At 71.9% G+C, this 11,467-nt stretch carries 13 protein-coding genes; 2 read left to right on the top strand and 11 right to left on the bottom strand.

The window, feature by feature from the left end; translation table 11 throughout:
- Positions 1-76: 76 nt before the first annotated feature.
- The 5 genes from ACFWIC_RS40075 to ACFWIC_RS40055 all read right to left on the bottom strand — a co-directional run bounded on the left by ACFWIC_RS40075 (position 77) and on the right by ACFWIC_RS40055 (position 3,750).
- Entirely contained in the window at positions 77-253 is a 177-nt protein-coding gene (locus tag ACFWIC_RS40075) for a hypothetical protein (protein ID WP_380522043.1), read from the bottom strand.
- A 361-nt stretch (positions 254-614) separates the two neighbouring features.
- The gene (locus ACFWIC_RS40070) at positions 615-1,043 is read right to left on the bottom strand and encodes a peptidase inhibitor family I36 protein (RefSeq protein ID WP_380522041.1); all 429 of its coding nucleotides are present in this window, start codon (positions 1,041-1,043) and stop codon (positions 615-617) included.
- Between the two features lie 559 nt (positions 1,044-1,602).
- Positions 1,603-2,823: a two-component system response regulator gene (locus tag ACFWIC_RS40065; protein WP_380522039.1), complete on the bottom strand. Its 1,221-nt coding sequence runs from the start codon at positions 2,821-2,823 to the stop codon at positions 1,603-1,605.
- Positions 2,824-2,929: 106 nt separating this feature from the next.
- Positions 2,930-3,145, bottom strand: coding sequence for a hypothetical protein (locus tag ACFWIC_RS40060; RefSeq protein WP_380363812.1), 216 nt, complete (start codon positions 3,143-3,145; stop codon positions 2,930-2,932).
- Between the two features lie 203 nt (positions 3,146-3,348).
- Complete coding sequence (locus tag ACFWIC_RS40055; protein ID WP_380522037.1) at positions 3,349-3,750, bottom strand: RidA family protein; 402 nt, start codon at positions 3,748-3,750, stop codon at positions 3,349-3,351.
- Between the two features lie 100 nt (positions 3,751-3,850).
- Here ACFWIC_RS40055 and ACFWIC_RS40050 point away from each other — a divergent pair, with 100 nt between their 5' ends.
- Together ACFWIC_RS40050 and ACFWIC_RS40045 are read left to right on the top strand one after the other, a co-directional pair.
- Positions 3,851-4,849 carry a helix-turn-helix transcriptional regulator gene (locus ACFWIC_RS40050; RefSeq protein ID WP_380522035.1) on the top strand — a complete coding sequence of 333 codons (999 nt, stop codon included), beginning with the start codon at positions 3,851-3,853 and terminating at the stop codon, positions 4,847-4,849.
- Between the two features lie 284 nt (positions 4,850-5,133).
- Positions 5,134-5,580 carry a GNAT family N-acetyltransferase gene (locus ACFWIC_RS40045; protein ID WP_380522033.1) on the top strand — a complete coding sequence of 149 codons (447 nt, stop codon included), beginning with the start codon at positions 5,134-5,136 and terminating at the stop codon, positions 5,578-5,580.
- A gap of 460 nt (positions 5,581-6,040) precedes the next feature.
- Here the strand turns inward: ACFWIC_RS40045 and ACFWIC_RS40040 are convergent, their stop codons facing one another.
- The 6 genes from ACFWIC_RS40040 to ACFWIC_RS40015 all read right to left on the bottom strand — a co-directional run bounded on the left by ACFWIC_RS40040 (position 6,041) and on the right by ACFWIC_RS40015 (position 11,310).
- On the bottom strand, positions 6,041-7,303 hold the full coding sequence (locus tag ACFWIC_RS40040; protein WP_380363820.1) for a sensor histidine kinase: 1,263 nt from the start codon (positions 7,301-7,303) through the stop codon (positions 6,041-6,043).
- A gap of 4 nt (positions 7,304-7,307) precedes the next feature.
- Complete coding sequence (locus tag ACFWIC_RS40035; protein ID WP_380522031.1) at positions 7,308-8,117, bottom strand: response regulator transcription factor; 810 nt, start codon at positions 8,115-8,117, stop codon at positions 7,308-7,310.
- A 104-nt stretch (positions 8,118-8,221) separates the two neighbouring features.
- Complete coding sequence (locus ACFWIC_RS40030) at positions 8,222-9,136, bottom strand: endonuclease/exonuclease/phosphatase family protein (protein WP_380363824.1); 915 nt, start codon at positions 9,134-9,136, stop codon at positions 8,222-8,224.
- Between the two features lie 140 nt (positions 9,137-9,276).
- Positions 9,277-10,134: a D-alanyl-D-alanine carboxypeptidase family protein gene (locus ACFWIC_RS40025; RefSeq protein WP_380363826.1), complete on the bottom strand. Its 858-nt coding sequence runs from the start codon at positions 10,132-10,134 to the stop codon at positions 9,277-9,279.
- Between the two features lie 446 nt (positions 10,135-10,580).
- Positions 10,581-11,060, bottom strand: coding sequence for a transposase (locus ACFWIC_RS40020; RefSeq protein WP_380522029.1), 480 nt, complete (start codon positions 11,058-11,060; stop codon positions 10,581-10,583).
- 43 nt (positions 11,061-11,103) lie between these two features.
- Positions 11,104-11,310 carry a winged helix-turn-helix domain-containing protein gene (locus tag ACFWIC_RS40015; RefSeq protein WP_380522027.1) on the bottom strand — a complete coding sequence of 69 codons (207 nt, stop codon included), beginning with the start codon at positions 11,308-11,310 and terminating at the stop codon, positions 11,104-11,106.
- Positions 11,311-11,467 lie beyond the last annotated feature (157 nt).

The raw sequence follows: 11,467 nt of genomic DNA, 5'->3' as shown, positions 1-11,467 counted from the left end.
ACCGGGGCCCGGCCCGGCGACGCGTGCGGACTCTGTTGCTCATTTCGCTGCGGGGTGTTGGTCGGGTTCGGGATGATCACTCTGTGGGCTGCCTGGCGGTGGTGCGGCCCGGGGGGGGCGGAGTGTCGATGCGGCCGCAGGGGCTGCCGGAGACTCCGGCGATGACGAGGCCCGGGCGGACGCCGCGCTCCTGGAGGCGCTCGGCGCGGTGGTGCTGCGCCAGCTCGGCCCGGACACCTACGGATTCGCCCACGTCCTCGGCAGCGACGCTCCCTCTCCTCGTCGCAGTTGACGACTGACGCTGCCACGATCGGCGCCACAACCGCTTGAAGGGGTATTCGGGCAGTTCCAGTAGCCGACTTCACCATTGTGGGTGTCGGACGAGGGGAACGGGAGATCCAGGTTGTCGTGAGTCTGGTAGGACATGGGCGGAGGCACCTTCGGGAGGAAGGCATGGCAGAGGTCGGCGCGGACAGTTCCGGTGTCGGTGCTGCATACGAGTGCCCGGGTGAAAGAACGGCCCGCCGCGGCCCGGCCCGCCGCGGGCCGGGCCGAGGTGGTGACAGTGAAGATCGCCGGCCCTGTGCCGAGGAGGGCAGCCGGCAGCGGTCCTTCTAGTAGACCGTCAGGGAACTTGCCCTGTCGTTGATCCCGGTCGGGACGTTGATGGGCGGGCCGTAGGCGCCGTACTGGCCCAGCAGGTTGCTGTAGTTGTCCCCGTCATACAGGCTCAGGGTTCCGCCGCTTCGGTTCCAGAGGGCGCTGATCCGGTTGTTCATGTCGTAGTTGGCGAGCTTGAAGGAGCCGGCCCAGGGCACCACCCACAGCAGGCCGCCGCCGTTGGAGTTCTGGAACACGCATGCCTGGCCGTGCAGGCAGTTGTCCCACGCGGTGATCGCGGACGGGCTGTCCACCGTGATCGGCCGGATCACCGCAGGGGTTCCGGAGCTGACGTTGGCGAGGGTTTCGGCCGAAGCCGCCCCCACCGTGGATGCGAACATCATGGCAGTCCCAGCCGCCGCGAGAGCGATTCGCTTACGCATCAGATTCCCTTTCCTCGTTCGAGCGTACGCACTGTGCGCACATGTCAAATGGAGAACCGGCCTCGCGTCGAAGCCGGCAAACCGGCGCCCGACGGGCGAGCCGATATTTCAGAGCCGTTGCACGGACCTGCCGCTGCGCGGTGAGGTCCCCGGCTCGTCCGTCTCCCGGTGTGCGGAGCACGCTGCGGCGCCCCGTGCATCAACAACCCTGTGGCGGCGGCGCATTGTCCGAAAGGGCCCTCTGGGCAGGACATTCAATCCGGACAATGATGCGTGTGCGGCGGGACGGGCCCGCCCAGGGGCGGCGGCGTGGACGCGAGGCCGGAGGCGACGGGGTGCAGGGCCCGTCGGGGCAGGCCGGAGCGGTTGGTCGACGCACAGGCCGGCCCGGTGGAACGGTTCGCCTGGGGGCTGCGGCAGTCGCGTGACCGGGCGCTCCTGTCCGCTCCTGCCGGCGCTGTGCCGGTCCGTGCGGTTCCGGGTTGGCGACTACCCCGGTCCACCGGTGCGTGCGGCCACCGCTGGGACACGCGTCAGCGCACCCCACCGCCCGCAGCGGTCAGCCATGAGGGGCCTCGTCCTGATCGGCGGCCTGGAGCGGGCTGTGCTGGGGGAGCGTGGGCAGGAGCCAACTGGTGCTGTCGTCCGTGGGCCGGGAGGGCGGTTCGCGGCGCGGGGCGCCGCGGTAGTTCATGTACATCTCGGCCAGGACACTGACCTTCGCGCAGAGCATCCACGGCTCGAACGGCTTGGCGATGAAGTCGATGGCCCCGGCGTCGTAGCCGCGCAGCAGGCTCTCGGGGTCCGCTCCGATCGCGGTGACGAAGATGATCGGGATGTTGCGGGTCTGGGCGCGGCGCTTGATGCGGGCTGCGGTCTCGTAGCCGTCCATGCCGGGCATCTGCACGTCCAGGATGATCACGGCGACGTCGTCGTGCTGGAGCAGCGCCCTCAGTGCGTCCGTGCCGGAGGCCACCGCCAGCACCTGGCAGTCGGCGGCGGTCAGGACCGCCTCCAGGGCGATCAGGTTCGCGGGCTGGTCGTCGACGATGAGGACCCGTGGGCTGTCCGCGCCCGCAGGGGCGGGGCGGGTCATCCTGGAGTGCTGCGGTTCCTCGCCGGCCTGCTGCTCGGCCACGACCAGTTGGCGCTCCAGGAGCTCGCAGCGTGCTTCCGCGGCGAGCCGGCGCCGATGGGACTCCTCCAGCTCGGCCGTCAGCCGCGCGACTTCCGCCTCCAGGCGCCGGCGCTCGCGCAGCAGTTCCTCGCGGTCCCCGGTGTGGAGGACCAGTTCGTCGCCCCGGGCCCGTTCGCGGGCCCAGTCGCTCTCCAGCTGGTTGAGGCGCAGCGCCAGATCGGCGATGCGCTGGTTCCTGTCGAGCAGGGCCTCGCCGAGGATGTCGCTGTGGGCGGTCGAGCGCCGGGAGAGCCGGTCGGCCTCGGCCAGCTGGAACTGGAGCTGCTGGAGGGCGTGGCTGACCGAGGCGCTGGTGCGCTGGGCCGCCGCGTGCAGCGAACGCAGCAGGTCGATCGTCTCGGAAGTCGCGACGCTGCCGCGGTCGGCGCCGACGTCGGCGAGCAGGTCCTGGACGAACTGCCAGGGCGGGATCCGCTGTCCGGACAGGTAGCGGGAGACGGCTCCCGCGCTCAGGTGCCGGCGCGCGCCGTAGCGGCGCACGGACGCCGTGGGCCGCAGGCCCGTGAACAGGCTGCGCAGGGCCTCGGCGAACGCCCGGCATTCGCTGTTCAGGTCGGGGCTCAGCGCTCGCAGGTCTCCCACCCGCCCACCCCCCGGTGTCTCGTAGGCCTCCACGGCGCCACCATCCTTGCAGTATCGGGTCGGCTGCGGCCCGGGAATCCAAGGCACCCGGGCCGCAGCCTTCACGTCAGGCCGTCTCCTTGTCCGCAGGGTCCTCCCGGGGCTCGGCGACGAGCTGGTTCACGAACGACACGCTCGCACCGAACGCGCCGACGCCGAAAAGGACACACTGGGCCAGGTGCGTGCCCCCAGCGGCGCTCAGAACCCCAGCGCCGATACCCGTGAGCACGCCGACCAGCAGCACCAGGGCCGCCCTCGGCGACAGCAGCGCATGCCGCACCATCAACCTCCTCGATCCGTGGAAGCACTCGCCGCCACGACCTGCCCGCCAGTCGGATCGGCCTGACGGTGCATCACAGGATGAAGGAGGTGCCTGGTGTTGCGCCTCCGTTGCCGGGCCGGCAACACCAGATGGCAACACCGCGGCCTCGGGCCGTACCCGGCCGGGCACCGGCAATCCGGCCCCGGCTCCGCCCTCTCAGCGGTTCAGGGCCGGGCGGCGAGCGCCTCGACCTCGAACAGCACGTCGGGCGAGGCCAGGCTCGCGACGCCGACGAGGGTCTGCGTGGGCGGCTTCGAACCCCAGCCCTCCCGCACGGCAGCGGCGATCGGCCCGAGCTTGCCGAGGTCGTGGTCCACCACGTACGTCCTGAGCTGGACGACGTGGCCGAGGTCGAGCCCATGGGCAGCGAGGGCGACGCCGATGTTGTGGAACGCCCGCTTCACCTGCTCGGCGAAGTCGGCCGACACGACCGCGCCGTCCGGCCCCGATCCGTACTGGCCGGCGACAAACACCAGTTCCGTGCCCGCGGGGACGGCGGCGGTGTGGCTGTAGCCGAACGGAACCGGGTCGTGCAGACCGTCCGGATTGACGATGGCGTGCGCCAAGGGGATCACCTCTCGAATGCGGCAGGGCTTGTTCGTCCTGCCGGCAAGCCTCCCAACAAATCACGACGTCCTCTGTCGTGTATTCCCGTAGGGTTTCCCCATGCGCGCCGACCGCCTGGTGTCACTGGTCCTGCTGCTCCGGCAGCACGGCCGGATGTCGGCCGCCACCCTGGCCGCCGAGCTGGAGGTGTCCACCCGCACCGTCCTGCGCGACATCGAGGCGCTGTCCGTCGCCGGCGTCCCGGTCTACGCCGAACGCGGCCGCCACGGCGGGTTCGCCCTGCTGCCCGGATTCCAGACCGAGCTCACCGGACTCAGCCATGACGAGGCACTGGCCCTGCTGGTTGCCGGATCGCGGCGCGGCACCCAGGCGTTCGGCCTCGGCGCGGCGCTCGCCTCCGCCATGCGCAAGGTGGTCGACGCCCTGCCCGAGAACTCCCGGGCGACCGCGGCAGGCTCCGTGCGGAGACTGCTCGTCGATCCCGACACCGACCTCCTCGCGCGTCGACGGAACGCCGAGGAGGTGCCCGACGCCGTCATGGCCGAGGTCCGGCGCGCGGTGCTCGCCGGACAGAAGCTGCGCATCCACTACGCGGCGGTGGACCAGGCCCCGGAATGGCGCACGGTGGACCCGATCGGGCTGGTCACCGTCCGCGACCAGGGCTACCTGCTGGCCGCGAGGTCAGGCGAGGACCGCACCTACCGGCTGTCCCGGATCGTGGCCGCCGAGGAGCTCGCCGAACCGGCCCAGCGGCCGGACCGGATCGACCTGGGCCGAGCGTGGGAGGAACGCAGCATCCGGTTCCGCACCGGCGGGGACCAGGTCACCGTGCTGCTCCGGGTGGACCCGGCGCGGCGGGACGAGCTGGGGGGCACCGCGTTGACCGTCCACGCCGGAGAAGTCGAGGGCCCGGACGGCTGGCTGCGGCTCGAAGCGACCTTCCAGGACCCCCGGCACGCCGAATGGGCGCTCTGGCAGCTCGCCACCGACGCGGAGGCCCTGGCCCCGCAATGGCTGCGCGACCGCCTGCGCGACCGCGCCGCCGCGATCGCCGCCTCCTACAACGCGACGCCCCGAGGCCTGCGCTCCGATACCTGAGGCCCGAGGGGGACACCGCCGGCGCTCGATGCCCGAGGCCCGAAGCAGGGCACCTGAGGAAGGGCGGCCGAGGCGCGGAAGGACGTCGTGACCGTCTGGGGCCCGCCAAAACGAGTGCCGACCCCGGCGGTGTCGGTGACGCCCTGGAGGTCCTCGGCGTCACCGCCCTGACCGACGACGTTCTCACCCGGCGCGCACCGATGCGACGAGCGCCTCACCAGGGCCTTCCGGACAGACCAAGGCCCTGGTGAGGCGCTCCCGAAGAACCGCCGCACCGTTCTGATGTGTGCCCTGGCCGACATCCTGGCGACAGCGACCGCCTGGAACGCCCCGAACAGCTCGCAACCTACGGCTTCGCCGACGACCCGCTCGACACACCGCCCGAACACTTCAACGCGCCGCACGGCCGCTTCGTCGTCGCACATCTCAAGGACCACCCTCAAGCACTCGGCTGCGGGGGCTGGCACATGACGACGCCCGGAACCGCTGAGATCAGGCGCATGTACGTGACACCGGAAGCTCGTGGCGTGTCCCTCGGCAGTCAGATCCTCCGTTTCCTCGAACCAGTGGCCCACCAGCACGGCGCGGTGCGTGCCGTCCTGGAGACCGGCAGCCGAAACCTGGCAGCGCTCGCACTGTACGAGCGGTTCGACTACAAGCCGATCCCCTCCTACATCCCAGGCCGGCAGCCCGTCATCAACCGGGCGCCGGCGAAGGATCTGCCTGGATAGCCCCGGAGTCCCTTGTCGGTGAGCAAGGGAGACGGCCGAGCGGCGCGCGCACGAGCTCACGGCTGCCTGGAACCTGCACCGTGTTACCTGCCCCCCGCCTACCCGACAGCCGTCTCCTCGTCGCCGTCGGCTGCGGCGGTCCTCCGCGGCCGGCCGGCATCGGGACGACGGTCTCTGCGCCGGGTGTCGCCAGGCCGGCGTCGGCCAACGGGCCCGTGAGCGGGCCGAGCGGGAGCACGCCCGAGCCCAAGCCGCCGCCGCTGCCGCTGCCGCAGCTGAGGTGAAGCCCGCTCGGTCTCGGTGGCGCCGCTGACCCGCTGCTCCCCACTGCCGGCGGCCGACCTGCGGTGGGAGCTTCAGCACCCCCCGCGACCTGGGCTGGGGAGCTTCGGCACCAGGACGGTGGGTTTCAGCTGTCAGCCGCAGCAGCCGGCCACCTCGTGCGCACCGCGACGGACGGTCAGGCGGGGAGGTCGAGGGTGGCGACGGCTCCGCCCTCTGGGGCGTTCGCGAAGGTCAGACGGGCGTTGAGGACTGCGGCCTGGCCGGTGGCGATGGTGAGGCCGAGGCCGTGGCCGTGGCCGCGTTCCGCGGCCCCGGTGCGGAAGCGCTGCGGCCCATCGGCGAGGAGGGTGTCCGGGAAACCGGGTCCGTGGTCGCGCACGGTGATCCGGCTGCCGGCGACGATGACCTCGACGGGGGCGGCGCCGTGCCGATGGGCGTTGGCGATGAGGTTGGTGATGATCCGCTCCACGCGGCGCGGGTCGGTGCGGACGGTGGCGGGTGTCGTCAGCCGGAGCCGGACAGCGCCGTCGTCCTTCCTGCTCACCTCGTCGATGAGATCTCCCAGAGGTACCTCGTCGAGGCGGGCGCTCTCGGCACCGGCGTCGAGACGGGAGACCTCCAACAGGTCCTCCACCAGGCCGCGCAGGGCGCGGACCTGGGTACGCACCAGGTCAGTGGCCTCATCGTCCTCGGGCAGCAAGCCGGCGGCGGTGACCAGGCCCATCAGCGGGGTACGAAGTTCGTGCGCGACGTCGGCAGTGAAGCGCTTCTCCGCGGCGAGCCGCCCTTGCAGCGTCGCGGCCATCTCGTCCACGGCAGTGGACATCTCGGTGATCTCGTCGCGGGCGCGGCCCCGGCGGCCGATGCGGGCGTCGAGATCGCCGTCTGCGATCCGGCGGGCGGTCCGGGAGGTGTGGCGCAGGCGCCGGTTCATCTGCTCCGCCGCCAGCGCGGTGACGGGTACGACGACGGCGAGGGCCGCGAGGGCGGCCTTGACGATGCTGCGGTCCAGCAGCTGGAGGCTGCGCACGGTGGCGCTCAAGTCGGTACGGACGGTGAGCACCTGGTCGTCGCCGACCGGGACGGCCGCCCACATCCAGTACCAGTTCGGTGCTTTGACGTCGTACCACAGCGCGTACTCACCGGGGACCTGCGCGTCCTGGACCGCCTGGGCCAGCGGCCCGGGCAGGCTGTCCCTGGGCTGGAGGGAGGCGTAGTCGGGGCGGCGGCCGGTACGGGAGAACTCCTGCTCCGCGGAGCCCAGCCGGGCGATCGCCAGGTCGCGCCCTGTCCGGTCGCCCCGCTCCGCGGTCGCTCGGTGGACGAGCACGCCGATCACCACGGCGATCGCACCGCAGGCGAGCGCGACCAGGGCGGTGATCTTCCAGCGGAGGGAGCGCGGGTCCAGCAGGCGCGGGCCGACGCCTCGTGCGGTCATCGCGTCAGCTCCGTACGAGCTTGTAGCCGAAGCCCCGGACGGTTTCGATGCGCTCGGCGCCGATCTTCTTCCGCAGCCGCACCACGCACAGGTCGACGACTCGGGTGTCGCCCTCCCAGCCGTAGTCCCACACCTCGCGCAGCAGGCGGCGGCGGTCCAGGACCGTGCCGGGGTTCTCCGCGAAGACCAGCAGCAGGCGGAGCTCGGTGGGAGTGAGGGGGACGGCCCGGCCGTCCACACACACGTCCAGGCCGCGGAGGTCGATGGTGAGGGCACCGAAGGTGAGCAGGTCCGGCACTGGCCCGGCGGGGGAGCGCGGGGGCCGGCTGTGCGGCTCGCCCGGCGCGGGCTGCTCCTCCCGTGCGGGCTGCGCGGCGGCTCGGTCGTGGAAGGTGGCGCGGCGCAGCAGGGAGCGGATGCGGGCTACGAGCACGGGGATGTCGACGGGCTTGACGACGTAGTCGTCGGCGCCGGCCTCCAAGCCGGCCACGACGTCGAGGGCGTCGCCGCGGGCGGACATCATCAGGATGGGGGTGAGGGTCTGCTCACGGACGCGTCGGCACAGGCTGATGCCGTCGAGGCCGGGCAGCATCACGTCCAAGATCAGGACGTCGTGCTCGCCGGCCCGGACGGCGTCCAGGCCGTCGAGCCCGTCGCCGGTGACGTCGACCTGGTACCCGTAGCGTTCCAGGGCCATTTGGACCGAGCGGCGGATGATCGCGTCGTCCTCGACGAGCAGCACGTTGACCGCGTGGGGTACTCGGGTGGCGGGCAAGAGCTCTCCGATGTCGTCGCCTGGGGGTGGGGTGCCCATTCCAACACGTCGGGGAGCGTTCGCGGCCGCCGGGGCAGCGGTGCGCGGGTCGCCGCCCCGGCGGGTGCGGACGGGTGCGGGCGGGTGCGGGCGGGCGGAAGCGGTCACAGCTGCAGGGACGCCGCGACCGGGAGGTGGTCGCTGCCGGTGTCGGGCAGCGTCCACGCGGACCGCGCGGTGATGCCCTTCACCAGGATCTGGTCGATGCGCACCACCGGGAACGGCGCGGGCCAGGTGAAGCCGAAACCGTCCCCGGCCTCCTGCTGGGCCGAGCGCAGCTGCCCGGTGAGCGTGCGCAGCGCGGAGTCGCCGAAGGAACCGTTGAAGTCGCCCAGGACGACGACCCTCGCGAGCGGCTCGCTCCGGACGGCCGCAGCGAGCTTGGCGGCCGCGTCGTTGCGGCCGGCGGTGGTGAATCCCGCGTCCAAGCGCACCCGGACCGAGGCGAGATGGGCCGTGTAGAGGGCGACGGGGCCCTTGGGCGTTTGGACGGTCGCGCGCAGGGCCCGGGTCCACGGCATGATCTCCACCGGCTCCACGCCCTGCAGCGGGTACTTGCTCCACAGCCCGATGCCCCCGCGCACCTGGGAGTAGGGGTAGGCGGTGGCCAGCTCGCGCCGGTAGGCCTCCTGCGCGCGGCTCGCCAGTTCCTCCACCGCCACGACGTCGGCTCCCGACACGGCCAGGGCACGCGCCGTCCGGGCGGGGTCGGGATTGTCCTCGTTGACGTTGTGGCTGACGATCGTGAAGTCCCCGCCGCCCGTGCGCTTGTCGAGAAGAGCCGGTGCGAACAGGACGCTCCAGACGAGGGCGGGCAGCAGCGTGGCCACCGCGGCCGCGGCGGAGCGTCGTAGTGCCGCCAGGAGGAGTAGCACCATGATGCCCAGGCCCGACCAGGGCAGCACGGTCTGCCAGAGGCTGGCGAGGTTGACCGGGCCGTTCGGCAGCCAGGGGTTCAGCCCCGTCAGGGCGGCGAGCACAGCGGCGGCCCCCGCGATCAGCCGCCCGCGCCGCCCCACGGCCCGACGGGTTGGGCGGTGAGGAAGACGGCTACGAACCGTCCGGCGGCGCGGCCCGTCGCCGTCGCCCGACCCGTGGGCCGGGACCGTGACAACCGTTGCCGGAGGCGTCGTCGCCGGAACCGTGCCGGTGCGCGTGCTCACGCCCACTCCCGCTGGCCGCCGTCGAGCGTCGGCAGGACGCCGGGCAGTTTCCGCCGCAGGGCGTCCACGAGCCGGCCACTGCTCTCCAGAGCCGCCCGCATGCCGTCCGCGGGAGCGGCGCCGGCCCGCTGGCCGAGCACCACACCGTAGACGAGCCGGCGCCCCGAGCCGCTCTCGGCGTCGGCGACCTCCAGCGCCCACATCAGGTTCCCGCCCGCCGAGGTGGTCGAACCGGTCTTCAGACCCACCACCCCGGGCAGGTCGAGCAGCCGATTGGTGTTGTGCAGCGGCTCGGCCCGGCCCGGCAGCGTGGTGTTGCGCAGGGCCACCGTGGCCCGCAGCGCCGGCTCCTTCATCGCCTCACGGGCTAGTTTCAGCTGGTCGGCGGCGGTGGACACGGTCGTCGCCTCCAGGCCGCTGGCCCCGGTGTAGGTGGTGCCTGTCATCCCCAGCCGGGCGGCCTCCGCGTTCATCCGGGACACGAACGCCTCCTCACTGCCCGCGTCCCACCGGGCCAGCAGCCGCGCCACGTTGTTGGCGGAGGGCAGCAGCATCACCTCCAGCAGCTTGCGCTGGGTCAGGCGCTGCCCAGCAGTGACGGGAGCGGTCGACTCGTCCGCCGAACCCGCCTCGGCGGCGGCCTGCGCGTCGACCGTGATCGTCGGCCCGTCCTCGCCGTCCTTGAGCGGATGGTCCCGGAGAACGACGTACGCCGTCATCACCTTGGTCACGCTCGCTATCGGCACCGGCTGCTGCCCCCCTCTGACGGCGAGTACGCCGACCTTCGCCGCCGCGACGGCCGACTGCCCCTCCTGCGGCCACGGGAGGCCGAGAGCGGTGATTGCGTCCGACACTGGTAGCACCAGCGCCCGGCCCGATCGGCTGTCGTTGACCTGTCCGGCACCGCCGCCCTGCCGAGGGACCAGCGTGCCGCCCCCGGCGCCGACACCGACGAGTATGACGACGGCCAAGGCCCACATCGCCCCACGGCGCCTCAGAGGGAGCCGACCGGCGGTGGTGCGCGGGTCTCGGACTTCAGGTTGCGTGGGCACAGACACGACAGCGGCCTCCCGGAGCCAAAGGGACGAAGAACCCCGGTGGTAGTGGCCACCAGGTGTGCCTACAGACTCCGCGACCGGCACTTCAGCCTGCGCGTAGCGGGGCTTCCGTTGACGCGCGGGTGTGTATCAGCCGTGTACTGCATGACTGTCGTGGTCCCGACGGTGTGGGGACCACCGGGCCAGCCGGTGTCCTCACTCCGCTGCTGAGCTTGAAAGCGTGGTGTCGGGCCTGGTCGTGGTCAGCCGTCCATGATCAGCCCGGTCTCGCGGAGGCAGCCGTCGATCGGGTGAGGGCGGGACTGGATCTTCCTGAGGCGTCGTTCGACTGTCTTGGCCAGGTGGTCGACGTTGATGAAGGCGAAGGTGCCGACTCCTCGCTTCATCAGCGCCCAGATACCCTCCTGCGGGTTGAGGTCCGGTGCGTACGACGAAAGTTGGAAGACGGTGAGCCAGTCGCTGTTCGCAGCGATGAACTCCTTCATCTGCGGCAGCAGATGGACTGACAAGTTGTCCCGGACCAGCACGATCGGGCCGCCGAGCCGGATTCGAGCTTGCACGATCAGGTCCTGGTAGTCCAGGACTGTAGAGGCCTTCGGCTCACCCTTGCGGCCCCGGTGGACACGGAAGCCGTAGATCAGTCGGGACCGCTCGCCCTGCTTGTAGCAGGCCATCCCTGCTATCGACACTCGTCCGGACTCCCTGCCGCGGACGTGGACCACGGGGTCTGGCCCACACCGCCCTAGGTCTTGGCGCGCGGCGGTCTCAGGTTCTGTCCGGCTTCGTCCTCGAAGACCAGCCGGGCTCCCCGAGCCGCCGCGGCGCTTCTTCCGCGGGCCACACCTCCCTCGTCCACAACTCGACTGCCGCTTCGTCGCGTTCTGCTGCACGACGGGTGGGCGGCTGCCATGACCAGCCGTGGCGCTTGAGCAGGGCCCAGGTCCCCTCCACGGTGTATGTCACGTGGAGCATCCGCCCGATGAGAGTTTTGATCCTGGCCGGCGTCCATCGCTGGTCCTCCCAACCGTGGGCCAGCGGTGAGCACGACGTCTTCCTGTGGGACTGGGCCGGCAACACCGCCGCCGGTCCGATCGAGGGTCCCGGCAGGGCGGCCGAGCTCGTCCAGCTC

This window comes from Kitasatospora sp. NPDC127035, from assembly GCF_042726075.1.
Lineage (GTDB): Bacteria > Actinomycetota > Actinomycetes > Streptomycetales > Streptomycetaceae > Kitasatospora.
This window is presented reverse-complemented; position numbering and strand designations above follow the sequence as displayed.